The 21,803-nt window shown below is 61.9% G+C and carries 21 protein-coding genes; 9 read left to right on the plus strand and 12 right to left on the minus strand.

The window, feature by feature from the left end:
* The first annotated feature begins 101 nt into the window (after positions 1-101).
* Complete coding sequence (locus tag LMG28727_RS09375; protein WP_236591688.1) at positions 102-1,826, plus strand: MFS transporter; 1,725 nt, start codon at positions 102-104, stop codon at positions 1,824-1,826.
* Between the two features lie 161 nt (positions 1,827-1,987).
* On the opposite strand, the gene LMG28727_RS09380 is transcribed toward LMG28727_RS09375, so the two are convergent.
* The 6 genes from LMG28727_RS09380 to LMG28727_RS09405 form a co-directional block, all read right to left on the minus strand.
* On the minus strand, positions 1,988-2,260 hold the full coding sequence (locus tag LMG28727_RS09380) for a hypothetical protein (protein WP_201642028.1): 273 nt from the start codon (positions 2,258-2,260) through the stop codon (positions 1,988-1,990).
* Positions 2,261-2,323: 63 nt separating this feature from the next.
* Positions 2,324-2,755: a DoxX family protein gene (locus LMG28727_RS09385; protein WP_201642029.1), complete on the minus strand. Its 432-nt coding sequence runs from the start codon at positions 2,753-2,755 to the stop codon at positions 2,324-2,326.
* A gap of 228 nt (positions 2,756-2,983) precedes the next feature.
* On the minus strand, positions 2,984-3,391 hold the full coding sequence (locus LMG28727_RS09390) for a VOC family protein (protein ID WP_201642030.1): 408 nt from the start codon (positions 3,389-3,391) through the stop codon (positions 2,984-2,986).
* A 165-nt stretch (positions 3,392-3,556) separates the two neighbouring features.
* Entirely contained in the window at positions 3,557-4,018 is a 462-nt protein-coding gene (locus tag LMG28727_RS09395) for an RbsD/FucU family protein (protein WP_201642031.1), read from the minus strand.
* Between the two features lie 288 nt (positions 4,019-4,306).
* A complete protein-coding gene (locus tag LMG28727_RS09400) occupies positions 4,307-4,618 on the minus strand; it encodes a hypothetical protein (RefSeq protein WP_201642032.1) in 312 nt (103 codons plus the stop codon).
* Positions 4,619-4,652: 34 nt separating this feature from the next.
* Positions 4,653-5,021, minus strand: coding sequence for a nuclear transport factor 2 family protein (locus LMG28727_RS09405; RefSeq protein ID WP_201642033.1), 369 nt, complete (start codon positions 5,019-5,021; stop codon positions 4,653-4,655).
* A 292-nt stretch (positions 5,022-5,313) separates the two neighbouring features.
* Between LMG28727_RS09405 and LMG28727_RS09410 the strand changes: the two genes are divergently transcribed.
* The 6 genes from LMG28727_RS09410 to flhC all read left to right on the plus strand — a co-directional run bounded on the left by LMG28727_RS09410 (position 5,314) and on the right by flhC (position 9,832).
* Positions 5,314-5,715, plus strand: coding sequence for a type II toxin-antitoxin system RelE/ParE family toxin (locus tag LMG28727_RS09410; RefSeq protein ID WP_328810428.1), 402 nt, complete (start codon positions 5,314-5,316; stop codon positions 5,713-5,715).
* A complete protein-coding gene (locus tag LMG28727_RS09415) occupies positions 5,712-6,014 on the plus strand; it encodes an addiction module antidote protein (protein WP_201642034.1) in 303 nt (100 codons plus the stop codon). The genes LMG28727_RS09410 and LMG28727_RS09415 overlap by 4 nt, the downstream gene beginning before the upstream one ends.
* A 128-nt stretch (positions 6,015-6,142) precedes the next feature.
* A complete protein-coding gene (locus LMG28727_RS09420) occupies positions 6,143-6,994 on the plus strand; it encodes a helix-turn-helix domain-containing protein (RefSeq protein ID WP_201642035.1) in 852 nt (283 codons plus the stop codon).
* A 175-nt stretch (positions 6,995-7,169) separates the two neighbouring features.
* Positions 7,170-8,393 (plus strand): YeeE/YedE family protein, encoded by a 1,224-nt coding sequence (locus LMG28727_RS09425; RefSeq protein ID WP_201642036.1) that lies wholly within the window; start codon positions 7,170-7,172, stop codon positions 8,391-8,393.
* A 534-nt stretch (positions 8,394-8,927) separates the two neighbouring features.
* Positions 8,928-9,248 carry a flagellar transcriptional regulator FlhD gene (flhD, locus tag LMG28727_RS09430; RefSeq protein ID WP_006052742.1) on the plus strand — a complete coding sequence of 107 codons (321 nt, stop codon included), beginning with the start codon at positions 8,928-8,930 and terminating at the stop codon, positions 9,246-9,248.
* A gap of 14 nt (positions 9,249-9,262) precedes the next feature.
* Entirely contained in the window at positions 9,263-9,832 is a 570-nt protein-coding gene (flhC, locus tag LMG28727_RS09435) for a flagellar transcriptional regulator FlhC (protein ID WP_201642037.1), read from the plus strand.
* A 120-nt stretch (positions 9,833-9,952) separates the two neighbouring features.
* Here the strand turns inward: flhC and LMG28727_RS09440 are convergent, their stop codons facing one another.
* The 6 genes from LMG28727_RS09440 to LMG28727_RS09465 form a co-directional block, all read right to left on the minus strand.
* Positions 9,953-11,281: an Nramp family divalent metal transporter gene (locus LMG28727_RS09440; protein ID WP_201642038.1), complete on the minus strand. Its 1,329-nt coding sequence runs from the start codon at positions 11,279-11,281 to the stop codon at positions 9,953-9,955.
* A 59-nt stretch (positions 11,282-11,340) separates the two neighbouring features.
* Complete coding sequence (locus tag LMG28727_RS09445; RefSeq protein ID WP_201642039.1) at positions 11,341-12,546, minus strand: acyl-CoA dehydrogenase family protein; 1,206 nt, start codon at positions 12,544-12,546, stop codon at positions 11,341-11,343.
* A gap of 228 nt (positions 12,547-12,774) precedes the next feature.
* Positions 12,775-14,427, minus strand: coding sequence for an efflux transporter outer membrane subunit (locus LMG28727_RS09450; protein ID WP_201642040.1), 1,653 nt, complete (start codon positions 14,425-14,427; stop codon positions 12,775-12,777).
* Between the two features lie 13 nt (positions 14,428-14,440).
* The gene (locus LMG28727_RS09455) at positions 14,441-17,626 is read right to left on the minus strand and encodes an efflux RND transporter permease subunit (RefSeq protein WP_201642041.1); all 3,186 of its coding nucleotides are present in this window, start codon (positions 17,624-17,626) and stop codon (positions 14,441-14,443) included.
* Between the two features lie 56 nt (positions 17,627-17,682).
* Positions 17,683-18,978, minus strand: coding sequence for an efflux RND transporter periplasmic adaptor subunit (locus LMG28727_RS09460; RefSeq protein WP_201642042.1), 1,296 nt, complete (start codon positions 18,976-18,978; stop codon positions 17,683-17,685).
* Between the two features lie 45 nt (positions 18,979-19,023).
* The gene (locus LMG28727_RS09465) at positions 19,024-19,878 is read right to left on the minus strand and encodes an alpha/beta hydrolase (protein WP_201642043.1); all 855 of its coding nucleotides are present in this window, start codon (positions 19,876-19,878) and stop codon (positions 19,024-19,026) included.
* A gap of 174 nt (positions 19,879-20,052) precedes the next feature.
* Between LMG28727_RS09465 and LMG28727_RS09470 the strand changes: the two genes are divergently transcribed.
* Positions 20,053-21,057 (plus strand): LysR family transcriptional regulator, encoded by a 1,005-nt coding sequence (locus LMG28727_RS09470; RefSeq protein WP_201642044.1) that lies wholly within the window; start codon positions 20,053-20,055, stop codon positions 21,055-21,057.
* Between the two features lie 233 nt (positions 21,058-21,290).
* Positions 21,291-21,596 carry a DUF4148 domain-containing protein gene (locus LMG28727_RS09475; RefSeq protein ID WP_201642045.1) on the plus strand — a complete coding sequence of 102 codons (306 nt, stop codon included), beginning with the start codon at positions 21,291-21,293 and terminating at the stop codon, positions 21,594-21,596.
* Positions 21,597-21,803: the final 207 nt, after the last annotated feature.

The raw sequence follows: 21,803 nt of genomic DNA on the forward strand, positions 1-21,803 counted from the left end.
TCGACATGCGGCGCGGTTGCGGTTCTGCGTCGGTTCTGCGACATCCACACTTCACGCCGGCCCGAAACATGGCGCGACCCATCGGGCCTACGATGTATCGCATGAACTCATCAAATACCCCTGCCTCGCCCGCTCTAGGCCGTGTTCTTACGACCGTCAGCGTCGGCTTCGTCGTCACGCAACTCGACGTGACCATCGTCAATATCGCGCTGCCGAGAATCGGCTCGGATCTGCATGCGAATGTCGCGGGACTGCAATGGATCGTCGATGCCTACACGCTGGCGTTTGCGGTGCTGATGCTATCGGCCGGCGCGCTCGGTGACCGGTTCGGGGCACGGCGCATGTACGCGGCGGGCATCGCGGTGTTTGCGTTGGCGTCGCTGGCTTGCGGCCTCGCACTCGATGCGCCGATGCTGATCGCGTCGCGTGCGCTGCAAGGCGTTGGCGCTGCCGCGATGCTGCCGAACTCGCTTGCATTGCTCAATCGGGCGTACGGGCACGACCCCAAACTGAGAGCGCGCGCAGTCGGGTTATGGACCGCCGCGGGCGCGATTTCGATCGCGGCGGGGCCAGTTGCGGGCGGGTTGCTGATTGCGGGATTTGGATGGCGCAGCATCTTCCTCGTTAATCTGCCGATTTGCGCGGCGGGTTTGCTGGCGACGTGGCTTTGGGTGCCGCGGGATGACGGGGTTGCGCGGGAGGCAGGTCGGGAAGCGGGGACGGGGATTTCCTGCGGGGCTGAGCGTGGTTCGGGTGTTGCGGGTGTTGCGGGTGTTGCGGGTGTTGCGGGTGTTGCGGGTGTTGCGGGTGTTGCGGGTGCTGCACGTGCGGCACGTGCTGCAGGTGCAGCAGGTACTGCGGGTACTGCAGGTGCTGCAGTACCCGCAGCCGCCATTGGCACATCCAAAGCCTCCAGTGCCACCAAAGCCGCTGCGTCCACCAAAACGCCTTCATCCGCCACAACCACAAGACCAGCCTCTCGCGGCATCGACCTCGGCGGACAGTGTCTGGCAATCGTCGCCCTGACGGCCTTCGTCGCCGCAGTGATCGAATGGCGGCCATTAGGGCCAGGCCATCCGCTCGTCGCCGGTGGCCTGGCGCTCGCACTGCTAGCTGCAAGCGCGTTCATTGCGGTGGAATCCCGCGTCGCGTCGCCGATGCTGCCGCTTTCACTCTTCAGCAAACGCACTTTCAGCGCGGCGGTGCTGTTCGGCATCTGCGTGAATCTGACCTACTACGGGATGGTCTTCGTGCTGAGCCTGTATCTGCAGCGTGCGCGCGGTTACTCCCCGTTGCAGGCAGGCCTCGCGTTCCTGCCGTTGACAGGCGGCTTCCTGGTCTCGAACGTGGCAAGCGGCTGGGCCGTCGGCCGCTTCGGCGTGCGGGTGCCGATGATCGTGGGCGCGGTCATCGCAGCACTCGGCTACGGCCTGCTGCACCGGGTCGATGCGACGACACCGCTGATCGGCTTGTTACTGCCGTTCCTGTTGATCCCCTCCGGCATGGGCCTGGCAGTTCCGGCGATGACGACCGCCGTGCTGGCATCGACCGATGCACGGCGCGCGGGCACCGCATCGGCGGTGTTGAACACAGCACGGCAGGCCGGCGGCGCCGTCGGGGTGGCCGCATTCGGTGCGCTGGCGAGCGGTGCGGCGGCAGCGCAGATCGTGTCCGGCATGCAGGCCGCGACGGCTGTTTCGGTGGGTTTGCTGCTGCTGGGAGCCGTGTTGGGCTGCGTGGTGCATCCTCAACCACATGCGCCGGCAGCGGGTCCGGATGCGACTGCACCTACGGATTCGCGGTCGGCCGGTCGCTCGCAAGGCTGATGACACAGCCAGGATTGGCGAGTCGCACTGACGATGCGGGCGCATCGGGTTGGCGGATTTGATCGCGCAATAAACAGCCCCGCGATGCGTGCACAACGCGGGGCTGTCCTTCCAGGAACGCGATCGCGATTCACCCGACCGGGCGCTCGCCTACGACATCACTACAGCGTCGCTTCCTGGATCGTGCCGGTATCGATCGCGCGCTCGATCAGTCCTTCGTTCTGCGCCTTCGTAATGGCATCGGCGATCAATTTCTCGGGCTCCTCGATTTCGGCCTTGATCGCGCCAAGAAAGCCCGATGCATCCAGAATCACCAGCGTCTTCGCCGAATCGGCCAGACTGATGATCACACGATGCGGCGTCGGCCCTTCGCCGAGACTCGCGCACAATTGCGTAACGTTGCCGCCAATGGTTTGCTCGAAACTTTGAATCATTATTTGCTCCCTTGGTTACAGCCGGAATCGAAGCGACCGGCATCGACTGCTACGCGCACAGCATCAAAGACCCAGGCCGCTGCGCGGCGTGCGCGCACCGTCGACACTCATACGACCCGCGCCCGTCACGAACAGCAGCAGGAAACCGCCTGCAATACCGATGTTCTTCCAGAAATGAATCACCATGTCGCGCTGCAGGGCGGGATCGACGACATTCCAGAAATCGTGACCCAGCACCGCCGTTGCTACCGTGTAGACAGCCATGATCAACGCCAGCGGCCGAACTTTGAAGCCAACCACCAGCAACAACCCGCCGAGGGCTTCCACCGCGGTCGCAATTGGCGCGGCGATCTGGACGAACGGCACGCCCTTTGAGTGCAGGTAGCCGACAAAGCCCGCATAACCCAGCAGTTTCATCACACCGCTCCACAGAAACAGCACGGCAAGAGCAATACGTGCGATGAAAATGATGCCGGAATCGACGGGACGCGTCATGGAGGGGCTCCTGTAAATGAATAAGCAGCAGACCCGGCTGAGGGGCCGCAGTTCCCCGCTTTGCCCCTGAGAATAAGTGGAACGGCCGCCTTTTCCAAGCTCGACGAGGTGACGCGGGTGCGCAAACTGCCGCACACAGAAGGAAAGGCTCGCTGCCGACCGCTTTGCAGGAGAGTGCACGCTTGCAAGAGCACACGCAAACTAAAACGGCAGGCGCGTTCGTCGCGCCTATTCCCCGGGATAGGTAGCGACCTCGATCAGATTGCCATCCGGATCGCGGCAATACACCGACGTCATCTTGCCGCGCGCGCCATCCCTCTCGACCGGACCCGCTTCGATTTCGACGCCCTCGGCTACCCAGTGCGCCTTGACATCGGCGGGGCTGGCGGTGGTGATGAAGCACAGATCGGCGCTGCCGGGCACCGCCTCGCGCCCTGTGAACCACGCCACGGTGTCCGCCGTGACCGGGCGCAGATTGATCTTCTGCGTCCCATAGGTCATCGCCACCCGCGTGCCGGTGCGCGACGCGAACTCCGTGCGCTGCATGCCGAGCATGCGGCTGTACCAGGCGGCGCTCGCTTCGACGTCGGCGACATTCAGAACAAGATGATCGAGCGTGTCTATTGAAAAGCTCATGAGATTCGTCACCGTGAAAAGAGGCGAGACGCTAACCACTGGCCGACAAAAAAAGTGGCTGATGCGCAGCCCTGATACCCGTTCGCGCATCGTGCGAATTTCACGCCGCTGCCGTCGAAGTTTCAGCCGAAGCCTGACTGCTTCGAGCGGCGCCCACCGGGAATTTCAACGCGGCGCGTCCGGCGCCAGCAACACACCTTTGGTGAATACGAAGCAACCATAGCCGCGCTCTTCACCGGTCGCGATCACGCAAAATGCTTTGCGCGCCCGCTCATAAAACGCAAACCGTTCAATCGATGCAAACGGCACCTCGCGCCCTTCCGCCGCGTTGACCTCGGCCTGCGCTTCTCGCTGCACGGCCGGAATGGCATGCGGATCGCCCACGACTTCCATCCGCGACGCGGGTTGCTCGATGAAGGTATCCAGCGGCATCACCGATAGCACCGCGCGAATCGCCCGCGGCGAGCTCACGCCGTCGAGTTGAAGCAGCTTGCCAAGCACGGTCCCGGACGCAACCGACGTGCCCGGGAAGTTCGCATCGCAAATGACGAGTTCGTCGCCATGGCCCATCGAGCGTAGTGCATGCAGTATGTCGGCGTTCAGCAGCGGGTCCAGATTCTTCAGCACGGTGTCTCCTTGTGGTCCGGTTGGTCCGGTTGGTCCGGTCTTCGCTGCGTCCCGCCTGGCGGCTTAACGCCCGCGTGTGGACGCGCGGTCCGGGTAGCGCAATGCGATTGCGTTCGCAAGCGGCTCGCGTTCAGCCTTATGTTCAGACGCAGCCGACGCACCGGCGTCTGGCTTCGGCGAGGTCGAACGTCGAAGCGTGCAACGCACCGCGCGAATCGCATTGCTTCAACCGATTGTAGCAAGCATCGTTGCGCGCCTGCGCGCACGTCGACCCGGCGCGCGGGGCCGCTAGACCATACCGCGACACGAGCCGTCAACGTGATTCGCAGCCGGGCGGCTCTCCCTTACGGTCGGCATTGCCGGGGACGCCGCGGCCCCGCACCGCCACCGTAACCACCCGACGAGTGCCAGCAATACGAGCCCCGCGCCGCCCAACACCGGCTCGCGCCAGCCCAGCAGCGCGGTGAACATGAAGGCCCGCGCGCCAGCCAGCAGCGCGAAGCCAGCGACAGCGCTGGACAACGCATCGACCGCATCCGACGACAACTGGGCGAATGCGGCAAGCATTCGGCGCGGCGTGACGGCAACGGGCTCATGCATGATCGTCTCCATAACGTGAAAAGGATGGTGAGACTCAGGCTCCGTCGGGCACCTGATCGAGAAAACCAGTGACCGCCTGCAGGCGCCCGTGCGAATCCAACACACCAAAATCGGAACCTTTGACGATCGCGTCGCCCTCGGGCGTGGTCAGCTCCCACGAAAAGCGCAACCGGTTCGCAAAGCTGTCGACCTGCGTCGTGCGGCGAAACAGGTGATGCGGGAAGCGTTCGTGTACCGCGCGGATCATCGCGTCGATGCCGTCGTGGCCCGCGCCTGCGAGGAGTGGATCGCGATAGTCGGCATCGGTCGTCCACGTCGCGGCGATCAACTCGCGACGGCGCGTGTGATCCGTTTCATTCCATGCGTCGAAATAACGGTCGATCAGATCGGTATGGGCGTTCATCTTCTGACTCCTTGATTGGCATGACTGAGCACTACGCTCGGCAGACCCGTTGTCTGCGGAGGGCTCGGAGTGAAGATTGGTGGATTGGGCGTGTTGCGTCGATTACCCGGGAGGTAAGTATTCGCATGCACTGCTGCGGACACGAAGGTCGCCCCGCTTTCCCGCTCGCTCCCCTGCACGCTTATCCATTGGATTAGCCATCTGGCCGAATCGTCAGATGCGACGCCGGCCGCTAACCTCGTGCAGGAAATGGGCGCCGCGCAGCGCGGCTGCGCGGCATGTGACGCAATCAATGGGTGCGGCGGCAAGCTGCTTTATCTACATGGTTTTTTCACTTGCAAACAAGTATCCACAGGGATACACTCATCAACAGATCGCGGCACCGCCTGCGTTCATCGTCAACCGCACCGAGGTGTTCGACACCTGGCTTGCCCAGCTCACCGATCTACGGGCGAGGGCGAAAATTCTCGTGCGAATCCGGCGCGCGGAACGAGGCCATTTCGGTGACGTCAAGCCACTGCAAGACGGCGTGTCCGAGATGCGCATCGATTGTGGTCCGGGTTATCGGGTTTATTTCGCGCGTGAAGGGCGCATGGTGTATCTGCTGCTGGGCGGTGGCAACAAGTCCACTCAGCCAGCCGATATCAAGCATGCCAAAACAATATGGGCAGCAATCAGAAAGGAACTGTCATGAGCAAGCTCAAAACCGCACGGTTCGACGCATCGCATTACCTCGATAGCGAGGAGATGATCGCTGAATATCTCAACGCAGCACTCGAAGAAGGCGACGCCGACGTCCTTCTCGCCGCCATCGCCGATATCGCGAAAGCACGTGGCATTGCCAAGGTCGCGGCAGATGCCGGACTAGGGCGCGAAAGTCTTTATAAAACGCTTGCGCCCGGGTCCAAACCGCGCATGGACACGGTATTCAAGTTGCTGCGCGCGCTCGGCATCAAACTGCATGCGGTTCCGGAACATGTAGCGGCGGCCTGATTCAGCATGGGGCGCCCGTTCAGCCTCTTGAATGAACTGCGCCGTGGCGAATTGGTAGAGGAACGGTTGGGAATCCCATTACCTCCCACGTCATGGCTTATTGACGTGCTTTGACTATTATCCGTGGCATGAACACACTTTCTATCGCGCCAACCGCTCCCTCCCCTACGTTCAGCCCCAGCCGCACGGTCGGCGACCTGCTGCGTGAGTGGCGGCAGCGGCGGCGAATGAGCCAGTTGCTGCTCGCCACTGAAGCCGACATTTCGACGCGGCATCTGAGCTTTGTCGAGTCCGGGCGTGCGCTGCCAAGCCGGGAAATGGTCATGCATCTTGCCGAACGGCTCGATGTGCCGCTGCGCGCGCGCAATGCGCTGCTGGTTGCGGCGGGGTACGCACCGCTATTCCGTGAGCGACCCCTGTCCGACCCACAATTGGCCGCCGCCCGCGAGGCCGTCGAGCTGGTGCTGAAGGGACATGAGCCCTACCCTGCGCTTGCCATCGACCGGCATTGGAATATTGTCGCGACAAATAGCGCGCTTGCGCCTTTGCTGACAGGCGCGAGTCCCGATCTGCTAAAGCCGCCTGTCAATGCGCTGCGGCTGAGCCTGCATCCGGAAGGCATCGCGGCGTCGATCATCAACTGGCATGCGTGGCGGGAACATATTCTGGCCCGGCTGCAACGGCAGATCGACGTGAGTGGCGACGATACATTGAGCGCTTTGCGAGACGAACTGGCTACCTATCCGGCGCCCCCGGGCGCTGAACCGTCCGAGCACGGGGACACTGCTGTCAGTCAGATCGCCGTGCCACTGCGGTTGCGCACACCCATCGGCGTGCTGTCGTTTTTCAGCACCACCACCGTATTCGGCACGCCGGTAGACGTCACGCTGTCGGAACTCGCCATCGAAGCATTCTTTCCAGCCGATCAGCCAACCGCAGCGGCATTGCGCGACGCGGCGGCAGGTCGGCAGACCGCGTAGCCCGAATCGGTGCGCCCGGCTCCGCGCGTCCTGAGCGCGGTAATCCAGCAGGCCCGCGCCGCCGCAATCCATGTGCTATCTTTTTTTCAATTGCGTTTCCCTTTCGCCGACCCCAAACTCCGCCCCCCGGCCGCGCTCTAGCCGCCTTTGATCACCCGCTTGTCAGTCAACTATCATGTCAGACCTTTCCACCTCGCTTCCGCGCGTGCCGCGCCGCTTCGATATCAATCCGAAGCCGCTAGGCGCTGCGCTTGTCCTCATTGCGCTCGGCGCTATTTATCTCGCACAGACCGTGAGCGGCCGCCAGGCGGCGCTGTATATCGTCGGCGCGCTGCTGGGCATGTCGCTTTATCACGCGGCATTCGGCTTCACGTCGGCGTGGCGGGTTTTCATTGCCGATGGCCGTGGCGCGGGTCTGCGCGCGCAGATGCTGATGCTCTCCCTCGGCGTGCTGCTGTTCTTCCCGGCACTCGCGGCCGGCACGCTGTTCGGCCAGCCGGTCGTCGGGCTGGTTGCGCCGGCGGGCACGTCGGTATTGGTGGGCGCCTTCATGTTCGGCATCGGCATGCAACTGGGCGGCGGTTGCGCGTCCGGCACGCTCTATACCGTCGGTGGCGGCAGCACCCGCATGATCGTCACGCTGGCCGCATTCATTATCGGTTCGGTCGTCGCAACCGCGCATATGCCGTTCTGGACCGCATTGCCGTCGCTCAAGCCGCTTTCCATGGTGACTACGCTCGGCGCCGGCTGGGCCATCGTATTAAATCTGATCGTCTTTGCCGCCATCGCGGCGCTGACCGTACTGATCGAACGCCGCCGGCACGGGCGGCTAGTCAATGAACCGCTGCGTCAGCCGCACGCGTCGCCATGGCTGCATGGGCCGTGGCCGCTGCTGGCCGGCGCAGTCGCGCTGGTTCTACTCAATTTCGCCACGCTGGCGCTGTCGGGCCGTCCGTGGGGCGTGACGTCCGCGTTCGCGCTGTGGGGCGCCAAGATATTCGCCGCGCTGGGCATCGACGTAGCCAACTGGCCGTACTGGGCCGCTCACGCGAATGCGGGCTCCCTCGCCGCCCCTGTTACACATGACGTCACCTCGGTGATGGATATCGGCATCGTGCTGGGCGCAATGACGGCGGCAGCGCTCGCAGGCCGCTACGCGCCAGTGTGGAAAGTGCCCGCCCGCTCACTGATCGCGGCAGTCGTCGGCGGCCTGATGCTCGGCTACGGAGCCCGCCTGGCTTATGGTTGTAACATTGGCGCCTACTTCAGCGGCATCGTGTCAGGCAGCCTGCACGGCTGGTTGTGGCTGGTCGCCGCTTTTGCCGGCAACGTACTCGGCACGCGTCTGCGGCCGGCATTCGGCCTTGAAGTGGAGCGCATCCGCCAGACCGGTTGCTAATCCTTACCAAAGAAGTTACAAAGACGGTCCCGTTTGTAACCGGGGCCGCACCACCTCGTTACATCTCTGATCCGCCCCCAAAACGGTACCAAATACCGGCATTTATTACGGCGTATTCAGGCCACCCTCTCCCTCCTTTCTAAATCGACCGACATTTATTCACGTGTCGCGCGCCGCAATTCTTTGCTCAGACAATTAAGCTAAACGCCCGTATTACAAGGGTTTTCATGGATTAGCCGAAATCGGTGCAGCGCAAAAAACCCGCTTTGCATCATCTATTACGGCGGCGTGAAATAGTTACCGAAAATTGATGTATCTTTTTGGGATATTTTTATGAGAAGGGATTGATTTCTTGTTTTACCCTTCATACAATTCGTCCCAAGCTGTTACGAAATGTAACGCTGTGTATCAAAAAGTCGCCGTCTTGTAGCAGGTGGTGACATGTAGCCGGAGGGCAACGTTTCCGGCGAGGCACAAAAGAGATAACGGCAAAAAAAAGCCGACTTGTAATTCGGGGCTTCGGAAACACAGAAAATGGACCGTAGCAGCGAGACGCTGGATTCAATCCGCGAGATTAACTTGTCTTACATCATGCTTGCGCAACGTATGTTGCGTGAGGACAAACCGGTCGGGATGTTCCGCCTGGGTTTGTCGTCGGAACTGGCTGACTTGCTTGCCGGGCTGTCGCTCGCGCAAATCGTCAAGCTGGCCTCTTCCGATCAGCTTTTGTGCTTCTTCCGCTTCAACGACCACTCAATGTTGTCGGCGTTGACGCAAACGACGAAGCACACCGCAGTTGCACCGACTCACGCGGCGATCCTGCTTGCAGGCCAGCCTGCTGAGCAGTTTGCTTAATCGAGGTGACTGCGATGCTCAAACGTAGTCTGACGGAAGACGCACAGGATGTATTCCGTGCTATCGCGCTGATCGAACTCGGCGCGCGCATGCAGGTGCTCGAGAGCGAACTGACGCTTTCTCGCGACCGCATGATTCGGTTGTACCGCGAGGTCAAGGGCGTATCGCCGCCTAAAGGCATGCTGCCGTTCTCGGCGGACTGGTATATGACGTGGCTGGCGAACATCCACGCATCGTTGTTCTACAACACGTACCTGTTCCTGAAGAACGAAGCACGTTGCTCGCATCTTGATGCGCTGACCAAAGGGTATCGGCTGTATCTGGAACATTGCCAGCACAGCGAGAGCGATCCGGTGCTCGACCTCACGCGTGCATGGACGTTGGTGCGTTTCTTCGACGCCGACATCCTGCAATTGACCAAGTGCTGCCGTTGCACGGGCAAGTTCGTCGCGCACAAGCACGATCTGCAGCACAACGTGGTGTGTGGCGCATGCCAGCCGCCATCGCGTGCGGGCAAGACCAAGAAGGCAGCCGCCGCTCGCCAGGAAGCGCTCGAAGCAGCGCAGATCGCGCAAGCGGCGTGAATAGAATTGACCTAACTCGATGAGGGCAGGTCCAGCCCAAGTCGAAGCAGAACCGAAGCCTGAAAATCCGCGCATTGCGCGGATTTTTTTTTGCTCAGACCGGATACGGCAGACCTCGGATCAACCCGCCAAACCCACCGTCTGCACCACCAGCCAAAGATTCGCCGCGCTGATCGCGACAAACAGCACCCAGGCGAGCAGCCGCGTCGGCAGCCGGTTCGCGAACTCGCCCATCAACGCGCGGTCGTTGGTCATCCGGATCAGCGGATAGAGCGCGAACGGCAACTGCAGGCTCAACACCACCTGACTGGCGACGAGCAACCGGCCGACCGCGCCGTTGCCCATCATCTGCACGCCGATCAGCGCGGGAATCAACGCCAGTGCCCGGGTGATGAAGCGCCGCTGCCAGCACGGAATTTTCAGCTTCAGAAAGCCCTCCATGATGACCTGCCCCGCCACCGTGCCAGTGAAGGTCGAACTTTGCCCCGACGCCAGCAACATGATCGCGAATAGCACCGCCGCGAAGCCGGTGCCGACGATCGGCGCGAGGAGCTTGTACGCGTCTTCGATCTGCGTGACCTGCGTGTGGCCGGTTGCGTGAAAGGCGGCGGCGGCGAGAATCAGGATCGCCATATTGATCAGCAGCGCGAGCACCAGTGACGCGATCGTGTCGATTCGCGACAGGCTGATCGCCGAGCGAATGCCGGCCGGATCGCGCTTCACAGCCCGCGTCTGCACGATCGATGAATGCAGATACAGGTTATGCGGCATTACCGTGGCACCCAGAATGCCGATCGCGAGGTACATCGGCTCACGCGAACTCAGCGCGTGCCACGACGGAATCAAACCTTGCGCGACCGATGGCCAATGCGGTTGCACCATCACCAACTCGACGATGTATCCGACGCCGATCGTCGCGATCAGGCCAAGCATGATCGCTTCGAGATCGCGGAAATTCTTGCCCTTGAGGCCGAGCACGATCAGCGTATCGAAGGCGGTCAGCAGCACACCGGTGGTCAACGAGAAATTGAACAGAAGATGGAACGCGAGCGCACCGCCGAGCACTTCGGCCAGGTCGCATGCCACGATGGACAGTTCCGCCAGAAACCACTGAAAGCGCGCGACCCGCGGCGAATAGCGCGAACTGGACAATTGCGCGAGGTCGCGCCCGGTGGCAATACCCAGGCGCATGCTCAAACATTGGAGCGCCATGGCTGCGAGACTCGACAGCAGCACGACGAACAGCAGGTTGTAGCCGTAACGCGATCCGGCTTCGATCGCGGTGGCCCAGTTGCCGGGGTCCATATAGCCGATCGACACCAGCAACCCGGGCCCTGCGAATTGCAGGATCTTTTTCCAGAACGGCGCGCCTTGCGGGACGGCGACCGAACCTTGCACCTCGGAAGGGCAAAACGGCGCCGTGGCGGTAGTCGGTAATTTAAACGGCAATCCGGTGATCTCTCGAAGGGGATAAAACGCGGCGCTCGAAGGGGCCGCCGCGAGCCGCCTCAAGTGTACAAAGAAACCTCCGGCAATGTACCGTTCAGCGCATAGCGGCCGACGTCGCGCACGCGATAGTCGAGCGGGTCGTGCAGCGTGTGCACGCGAGCGTTGCGCCAGAAGCGATCGAGTGCGAGCGGCGCGTGCGTCGCGCGCGCGCCACACGCGTCGAACAGCTTTTCGCTGACATCGAGCGCGGCACGATGCGCGACGATTTTCGCCTCCGAGGTAGCGAGCGCGACGTGTGCGCGTGCGTCGGCGGAAAGCGACGGGCCTTGCTGCCACGCGTCGTCGAGTATTTGAGCGGCGCGTATAGCGAGGGCTTCGGCGCCCACTGCCTGCAGACGCATTTCGCCGAACCGCTGGATCAGGTAGGGATCGTCGGTGGCTTTGTCGACGCCGGAGCTGATCCACGGTCTACCGTGCTGCGTGACATACGCGCGCGCTTCTTCGAGTGCGCCCTGCGCGATGCCGACGAACAGGTTGGTCAGCACCTGCTGCGAGATCAGCGTGCGCAAACTCGCGTACGGCGTGTCGGCCTTGTGCAGTACCTCGTGCGGTTCGACCCTGACCCGCGCGAACGACACGCTGCCACTATCGGTTTGCCGCTGGCCGATCGGGTTCCAGTCGTCGTGGACGGTGATGCCCTCGCGTGTCGTCGGCACCACGCCGAACACCGGCTTGCCGGTAGCGGGATCGTGCGCGGACACCGTCATCATCTGCGAGCCGCGCGTGCCTGAACAAAAGCCCTTTTGGCCGTCGAGCAGATAACCGCCGTCATCGGTTGCCGTTGCAATCAGGCGCGTGTCGAGCGGATTCACTGCATTGCCCCACCACCAGCGCTTTTCCACTGTGTCGCTCAGATAGCGCGCGCGTTGTTCCGGGTTACCCCACACATTGATGCTGACGACCTGCAAGCACGTAAAGCCCAGCAGGTGCGCGAGCGCGCTGTCTACCTGAGCGATCTTGCGGATCGTCTCGTAAATGTCCGGCCAGCGTGCGCCAGCGCCGCCGAATTCGCGCGGCACGGCAAGCGTGAGCAGCCCCGCGTCGGCGATCCACTGTTTTTCCTGCGCGGCATGACCGCCTTCGCGATCGCGTTGCGCTGCGCTCGCGCGCAATGCATCGAGTAAGCCGGCGAGATCGCGCACCACGGGCGCGCCGGATGCCTGACGCGTTGGCGATAGCGCGTCGGCATGACGGGGTTCATTCATGCGATGTCCACATAAGGAATTGGGTTGAACGGCGGCGTGGACAGCGGAAGCCCGGACAGGTCGCCACCTCTTTGCTGTGAGGCGCGGTTCATCATAGAGCGCGGCGCGCCAGCGGTCTACGAACGGATATTCCGAAGGAAAGCGGGAAAAACGATTTGGACAAAAAAACGCCGGGCGGTGCAATTGCACGGCCCGGCGCTGTTACCCGTCAATGCCTGGTGAGGTCATTTACCGCTTGGCCACCTGCTGCGCCGACGCGACCTGTGCGGTCGAATCAGAGGCGGAAGCCAAAGCAGAAGCAGCCGCAGACGGAGCCGTAGCAACCGGCACGGCCGAAGCCGGCGCAACCGCCCCAACCGCCGCATCAGGTGCCGGCACATCACCCCAACCACCGCCTAGCGCGCGAATCAGATTCACCGTCGCCACCGCCTGCGTGCCCGACAAATGGCTCGCCTGCAATTGCGACAGCAGCACCTGCCGCTCGCCGTCGATCACATCCAGATAGCTGACCGCGCCTTCCGTATACTGCGTGCGCGACAGATGGGCCGCGCGCTGCGAAGCGTCCACCGCTGTGTTCTGCTCGCGCATCTGGTCGCCGAGCAGCCGCAGATCGGCCAGGTTGTCCTCGACTTCGCGGAACGCCACCAATACTTGCTGACGATACTGCGCGACGTCCTCGTCATACTTCGAACGGGCTTGTGCAAGGTTGGCCTTGCGGCGGCCGCCGTCGAACAGAGGCAGCGTCAACGCCGTGCCCGCAAACGGTCCGAGGATAAACGCGCGGCTCGACCACATGAACAGTTCGCCGAGCGTCGCCGATTCGAAGCCGGCCGCGCCGGTGATATCGAGCTTCGGGAAGAATGCGGATTTCGCGAGACCGACCCGCGCATTCGCCGCCTGCATCGCGCGCTCCGCTGCCGAGATATCGGGCCGGCGTTCGAGCAACGCTGAAGGCAAACCGGCCGGCACACTCACCGTTACCGGCGAGAGCGGCGCTTCCGCAAACGAGAAGTCCGCTGGCGGCTTGCCGAGCAGAATCGCCAGACTATGTTCGGAGGCCGCGCGTTGACGCGCGACGCCTACCGCATCGGCACGCGCACTCGCGAGTTCGTTGCGGGCCCGCGCCAGATCCAGCTCGCTGATATCGCCTTCCTTGAAGCGACGTTCGACGAGCTTCAGCGTGTCCTCGCGCAATGCAACGGTGCGGCGGTACAGGTCCTGATCGGTATCGAGCTCGCGCAACTGGAAGTAATTCTGCGCGACGTCGGCCTGCAACGACAGTTGCACTGAACGGAACAGCGCTTCGCTCTGCCCTTCGTCTGCCCGCGACGCATTCACGTTCGAGCTGACCCGTCCGAACAGATCGGTTTCATACGACGCGCCGACTTGCGCACGCCAGATCGTGCCCGTGGTACCCCCTGCGCTGTCCGGCAGGAATTGCGACGCCGCCGAAGCACGCTCGCGCGTCGGACCGAAGCCCGCATCGAGCTTCGGGAACCAGTCCGACTTCGCCGCCTGGGTCACTGCACGCGCCTGCTGCACGCGCGCTGCCGCCGCCTTCAGGTCCTGGTTTGCCGCGGCGGCCTGCTGTTCCAGCGCGTTGAGTTGCGGGTCGCCGAAAATCGCCCACCATTCGCCACGATGCGCATCTTCGGCGGGCTGCGCCTGCTTCCACGTGCCGTTGTCCTGCGCCGCAGGTCCGGACGCCACCGAGGTGGCCGATGCAGCCGGTGCTTCCTTGAACGCAACCGGCGTATCCACGTCCGGACGCTTGTAGGTCGGCTCAACCGAGCACGCGGCCAGCAGTGCAACCAGCAACGCGCTAGTGGCCGCGCGGCCCCATCCGCTCAGGGCTTCAATGCGAGTTTCAAAGTGTTGCATTATTGTTTTCTCCTCACGCGTCCGTCACCGGCGCGCCATAGTGCGGCGAATCCTTCTGCGCGACATGAATCGTCCCGCCGGCCAGCGTGCGCAGCACCACATAGAACACAGGCGTTAGCATCAGCCCGAACAGCGTGACGCCGAGCATGCCGAAGAACACTGCGATCCCCATCGCGTGACGCATCTCCGAGCCCGCTCCACTGGACAACACCAACGGCACCACACCCATGATGAACGCGATCGACGTCATCAGGATGGGTCGCAAACGCAGACGACTCGCCTCGATGGCCGCCGACAGCGGCGTGTGCCCGTCATGCTCCAGCTCACGGGCGAACTCGACGATCAGGATCGCGTTCTTCGCCGACAAGCCCACCAGCACCATCAAACCAATCTGCGTAAAGATGTTGTTGTCGCCACCCAGCAGCCACACGCCGGTCAGCGCAGACAGCACGCTCATCGGCACGATCAGGATCACCGCGAGCGGCAGCGTCAGGCTTTCATACAGCGCAGCGAGCACGAGGAACACCAGCAGCACGCTGATCGGGAACACCCACATGCCTGCATTGCCAGCAAGAATCTGCTGATACGTCAGGTCGGTCCATTCGAGCTTCACACCACGCGGCAACACTTCGGCCGCTACCCGTTCGGCTGCTGCCTGTGCCTGTCCCGACGAAAAGCCCGGCGCGGGTCCACCGTTGATATCCGCAGCGGTGTAGCCGTTGTATCGCACCACCATTTCCGGACCATAGGTTGGCGTCACCGTGACCAGCGACGACAACGGCACCATGTCACCCGCAGCGTTGCGCGTCTTCAGTTGCAGGATGTCGTCCGCACGTTGACGGAACGGCGCATCCGCTTGCACCCGCACCTGGTACACCCGGCCAAAGCGGTTGAAGTCGTTCACATATAGCGAGCCGAGGTAAATCTGCATCGTGTCGAACACGTCCGTCACCGGCACGCCAAGTTGCTTCGCCTTCACACGATCCAGATCGACGTTCAGTTGCGGCACGTTGATCTGATAGCTGGAGAAGGTCGGGCCGAGTTCCGGGGTTTGCGCCGCGCGCTTCACGAATGCTTCGGCGGCCTTGTTCAACTCCGCGTAACCGAGCGCGCCGTGATCCTCCAGTTGCATCTTGAAACCGCCGAGCGTGCCGAGACCGAGCACCGGCGGCGGCGGAAACACTGCAACGAATGAATCCTTGATCGCGCCGAATTGCTGATTCAACGCGCCCGCAATCGCACCCGCCGACAGCGCCTTGCCATGACGATCCGCGAACGGCTTGAGCTTGACGAATACCACGCCCGCGCTCGAACTATTCGTAAAGCCGTTCACCGACAAGCCCGGAAACTCCACCGCGCTTTCCACACCAGGTTGCTTCAACGCGATCGCGCTCATGTCGCGAATCACCTTCTCGGTACGATCGAGCGTTGCGCCATTCGGCAACTGCGCGAAGGCAATCAGATACTCCTTGTCCTGCGCCGGCACGAAGCCACCCGGCACGAGACGCGACATCAGCACCGTTGCGCCGAGCAGGATTGCGTAGACCGCGAGCATCGCGCCTTTGCGACGCAATACGCCGGTTACGCCGCGCCCATAAGCTTGGGAGCCGCGATGAAACACCTTGTTAAAGCGCTTGAAGAAGCCGCCGAGCACGCGATTCATCGCACGCGTCACGATGTCTTCCTTCGCGCCATGGCCGCGCAGCAGCAGTGCGGACAATGCGGGCGACAAGGTCAGCGAATTGAATGCCGAGATCACCGTCGAGATCGCGATGGTCATCGCGAACTGCTTGTAGAACTGGCCCGTCAGACCCGTCATGAACGCGAGCGGCACGAACACGGCGACCAGCGTCAGCGCAATCGCGATGATCGGTCCACTCACTTCCTGCATTGCCTTGTACGTCGCGTCGCGCGCACTCAGTCCGTTTTCGATATTTCGCTCGACGTTCTCCACCACCACGATCGCGTCGTCCACCACGATCCCGATGGCGAGCACCATGCCGAACAGTGACAACGCGTTAATCGAAAAGCCGAATGCAAGCAGCAGCGAGAACGTCCCGACAATCGACACCGGCACTGCAATCAATGGAATGATCGACGCGCGCCAGGTTTGCAGGAACACGATCACGACGATCACGACCAGCGCGATGGCTTCGAGCAGCGTATGCACGACCGCTTCGATACTGGAGCGCACGAATTGCGTCGGGTCATAAACGATGCGGTATTCGACGCCTGCAGGCATGTCTTCCGACAGTTCCTTCATCGCCTGACGTACCTGATCGGAAATCGCCAGCGAGTTCGCACCGGGCGCCTGGTTAATCGCGAGCGCGACCGCAGGCTTATTGTCGAGCAACGAACGCAGACCATATTCCGACGCTGCCAGTTCAACCCGTGCAATGTCACGCAGGTAAGTCACCGCACCATCGGGTGCCGTCTTGACGACGATGTCGCCGAATTCGCCCTCGGTTTTCAGACGGCCGCGCGCATTTACCGACAACTGCAACTGCGTGCCCGGCACCGAAGGCGATCCGCCGATTACACCGGCCGCCACCTGAATATTCTGCTCGCGGATCGCATTGACCACTTCCGTTGCAGTCAGATTGCGCTGTGCGACTTTCTGCGGATCGAGCCACACGCGCATGGCGTAATCGCCCGAACCCCACAACTGCACTTCGCCGACGCCCTGAATCCGCGCGAGCCGGTCCTTGACGTTCAGCAACGCGTAATTGCGCAGATATGTCATGTCGTAGCGGTTATTCGGCGAGATCAGGTGGACCACCATCGTCAGCGTAGGCGAGCTTTTGATGGTCGTCACGCCGAGCCGCTGCACGTCTTCCGGTAAACGCGGCAGCGCCTGGTTGACGCGGTTCTGCACGAGCTGCGTCGCGAGGTCGGGGTTCGTGCCGAGCTTGAAAGTCACCGTGAGCGTGAGATTGCCGTCGCTATTCGCTTGCGACTGCATGTACAGCATGTTCTCGACGCCATTGATCTGCTCTTCGAGCGGCGACGCGACAGCTTCCGCAATCACTTTCGGATTCGCACCCGGATACTGCGCATGCACGACCACCGAAGGCGGCACGACTTCCGGGTACTCCGAGATAGGCAGCTTGAAGAGCGAAATGATGCCCCCGAGCAGGATCAATACCGACAATACGCCGGCAAAGATCGGCCGATCGATGAAGAATTTGGATATGTTCATGGGAAGCTCTTAACGTTGGAGCATGCGCCGCGCGATGAAACCGCGGCGCACGGGGCTCACGAATTCTTGACCGCTGCCTTGGTGCGCGACTGCGTTTGCGTCGCGGTCTGGGGCGGCGTTTGCTGCGGCGCTGGGGCGGGAGACTTGGCCTGAGCTGGGGTCTGCGGCTGGGTCTGCGCGAGCGGCGTGCTGTCCGGATCCTGGTCGGCCGTCATCGGCACCATGTGCGCGCGTACCGGGTCACCCGGGCGCACGCGCTGAATACCGTTGACGACGATCCGGTCCGTGGCTTTCAGCCCGCCCTTCACCACACGAAGATTGCCTTGCATGTCACCCACGGCCACCTCGCGATAGACGACGTGATTGCTCTGATCGACCACCAGCACGAACTTCTTGTCCTGATCGGTGCCCACCGCCGCGTCGTCGATCAGCAATGCTGCATGCGGCGCGCTGCCGCCCACTTTCACCCGTGCATACAGACCGGGAATCAGTGCACCGTCTTCGTTATCGAAACGCGCGCGCACCCGGATCGTGCCCGACGACGTATCGAGACGGTTATCGACCGATTCGATCGTGCCGGTGCGCGAGTAGCCGCTTTCGTCCGCGAGACCGAGTTCGACCGGCACCTTGCTGCCGTCTTTCGCGCGACTCAGGTATTGCAGATACGTTTGTTCGTCCGCGTCGAACGATGCGTAGATTGGCGAAACCGACACGAGCGTGGTCAACGGCGTCGAACTTGCCCCCGCCGACACTACGTTGCCAACCGTGATTTCCGCGCGCGACACGCGGCCCGCGACCGGCGCGACAATCTTCGTATAGCCGAGATTGATGCGTGCGGTTTCGAGCGCGGCTTGCGCGGCCTTCAGGTTGGCGCTCGCCTCGCGCGCGGCGTTCTGCTTCTCGTCGTAATCGCGCTTGGCAATCGCGTTATCCGCGATCAACCGTTGCGCGCGTTCCCAGTCGCTTTGGGTATAACCGGTACGCGCCTGCGCGGCCGCGAGTTGTGCTTCGGCGCGATCCACCTCGGCCGCATACGGGCGCGGATCGATCACGAACAGCGTGTCGCCCTTCTTCACCAGCGCACCGTCCCTGAAGTTGACGGACACGATCGTGCCCGGCACCTGAGAACGGACGTCTACCTTTTCGACTGCTTCGAGACGGCCCGAATAACTCTGCCAGTCCGTAATGGTTTTCTGCACCACGGTTGCGACATCGACTTCCGGCACGATGGTCGGCGCGGCAGGCGAGCTCGCATCCACGCGAATCGCGCCGAACGTACCCAGCCCGGCGACGACGACGACGGCTAGCGCGGCAATCGCCACACGGCGACGGGAAAGAGGAAGGATAGTCATGACAAGCTCCACGTATCGTTGATTGAATTTCTGTTTATTTGGGTTTCAGCGATGGGCGCGCGCGTCGAAGCGCCACTGAAAAAAGCGCACCGCTTCCTGCAAAGCGGGTGGATGATCGGCCAGCGCAGCGTGCGACACGCTCGGATAGCGGACCACCTGGGTCAGCACCCCCGCGTCGATCAGACTGCTGGCGTATTTCTCTGCTTCCACATGCAGCACGTCGTTTTGCGCTGTCGCGATTAGCGTGGCGGGCAGCCCCGCAAGACGCGCCGACTCGAGCGGCGCGGCATACGGGTGCATTCGCTGCGACGCTTGCGGCAGATACGCGCGATAACACGCCGCGCACTCTTTTGCGGTGATGTCCGAACCCAAACGCTTTTCGTCGCCCAGCCGGGTGAGGCTTGGATCGAGCATCGGGCCGAATAACGCCTGCGCGGAAATCCTCACGTCGCCACGATCGCGGGCGATAAAAGCCAGGCAGTTCGCCAGTTGGCCGCCCGCATCGTGGCCAGCCACGCCAACCTTCCTGCTATTGCCGCCAAATGCGCGGGCCCGCGTCTGCACCCAGAGTGCTGCGCGATGCGCGTCTTCCGGCGCGGCGGGAAACGGAAACTGAGGTGCGAGCGAATAGCCCACCGACACGACTAGCGCCGGTAAGTGCTCTGCGAAATAACGTGCGGCGTAGTCGGCCTGATCGATCGAGCCCTTGGTAAAACCGCCGCCGTGAAAATAAAGCAGTACAGGCAGTGCGGTTTTCTTTGCCTGCCGGTACAAACGCAACGTAATGTCCTGCGCGTGCCCGTCTATCTGCACGTCAGTGACGTCGAGAGCCGTGTTGTCAGCCTCTGACGGCCCACTATCCGTGGGCACAAAGGAGTACGGCGGTTTAAATGCATCCATGTCGAGCCGCGCAATGCGCATAGAACTTCAATGCTGCGAATTGTGGGTTCGGCAGAGCCTTAAATAAATGCCTATAATCCGTCATCACAATTCGGCGCCTCTGAACAATCGAACGTGATTGCTCTGCGGATTCTCTTTCCGCCAGCTGCGCCCGCCCCTTTCTGGAGGTTTGCAATGGACCGGCTTCAGGCCATGCAAGTGTTCACACGTGTCGTCGACACCAATAGCTTTACCCGCGCCGCGGAGACGCTCGACCTGCCGCGCGCGTCGGTTACCACGATCATTCAGAACCTCGAAGCGTTCCTCGGCACGCGTCTGATGCACCGAACCACGCGGCGTTTGTCGCTGACGCCCGACGGCGCCGCCTATTACGAACGCTGCGTACGAATCCTCGCGGACGTCGAAGAAACCGAAGCCAGTTTTCAGAGCGGCAATAAAAAACCGCACGGCAAGCTGCGGATCGACATGCCGGGGTCGATTGGCCGGCTGCTGGTCATCCCTTCGCTGAGTGAATTTCACACGCGCTATCCGGATATCGACCTGCAGCTCGGCTTATCGGACCGGCCCGTCGATCTGTTGCAGGAAGGCGTGGACTGCGTCGTGCGGGTTGGCGCGTTGCAGGATTCTTCGCTGGTCGCGCGGCGTATCGGCCTGTTCGAAGGCGTGACCTGTGCGGCGCCGGACTACATCGAACGTGCGGGCATACCCACTTCGCTCGAAGACCTGGAGAACCACAAGGCGGTCAATTACTTCTCGAGCCGCACCGGACGCACGATCGATTGGGCCTTCATGGTTGATGGCAAGGAAGTTGAGGTGAAGATGAAGGGCATCGTGTCGGTGAACGACGCGGACGCCTACGTGACGTGCGGCGTGGAAGGCTTCGGCCTGATCCAGCCAGCGCTCTTCATGGTGCTGCCGCATCTTCGTTCAGGCCAGCTGATCGAGGTGTTGCCCGAACTGAAACCGCTGCCTATGCCGATTTCGGCCGTCTATCCGCACAGTCGCCATCTGTCGCCGAAAGTCCGTGTTTTCGTAGACTGGATCGCGGAGCTGTTCGACCGCTGCCCGTTGTTGAGCGGACGTGGCAGTCTCGACGCTACCTGCACGAAGCGTACTTTCGAAGAGCGCGAGTCCGCTCCAATGCTGGATACGCCGGTAATTACCGAGTGGGTTGCATAAACGCGTGAATGTCGTGAGGCGTGTGAAAATAGAAGCACAGAATCTGGAACAGTGAATTCCAACCGCGGCGCTAATGCCGCGGTTTCCCCTGTTTTAAAGGCTATTCCCGCGATTGTTCTGGAATCGCGACAATTCATTTCGCGAAACGGCGATTTATCCAATTAGCGTCAAAGTCTACATTTCACCCTGTCGCAGCATTCCACGTGCTGCAAACGAATCGACAGGAGTGAATCATGAAACGCAATCTCTTAGCTGGTCTGGCTCTTTCGCTGCTCGTCAGCGCACCGGTGTTTGCGCAAGGCGGCGGCGGAATCGGTCGTGCGGGCAGTTACGAAACGGCCCCTACGCCCACCACGACTGCAAAGACACGCACCGAAGTTAAAGCCGAACTGGTCGAAGCCTATCGCGACGGCTCGCTACCTTCGCTGAATCGCACGACGTATCCGAACAAAGGCCTGATCGGTCAAACGCAAGCAGCACGTATCGCTTTGCAGGAAGGGACTGCGGGTGATGTGACACGCGTTGCCAACGGTCAATAACGAGCAGTAAAGCGACGACACCACGATGATTCGGTTTCCAAAAGAAATAATCATTGCGGCGCCGTTCATGCACTCTTCAAAAAGGAGCACATCATGACGCCATCCGAACTGGATAACTGGGATTCCGATACCCCGGTATGGACGCCGTACCGCGCGCCGCAACACTAAGCGGTGACGTTTGTTTTGTCTGTGCCCGCAGGATTGTTC

Source organism: Paraburkholderia metrosideri (genome assembly GCF_904848625.1).
In the GTDB taxonomy this organism is placed as follows: domain Bacteria; phylum Pseudomonadota; class Gammaproteobacteria; order Burkholderiales; family Burkholderiaceae; genus Paraburkholderia; species Paraburkholderia metrosideri.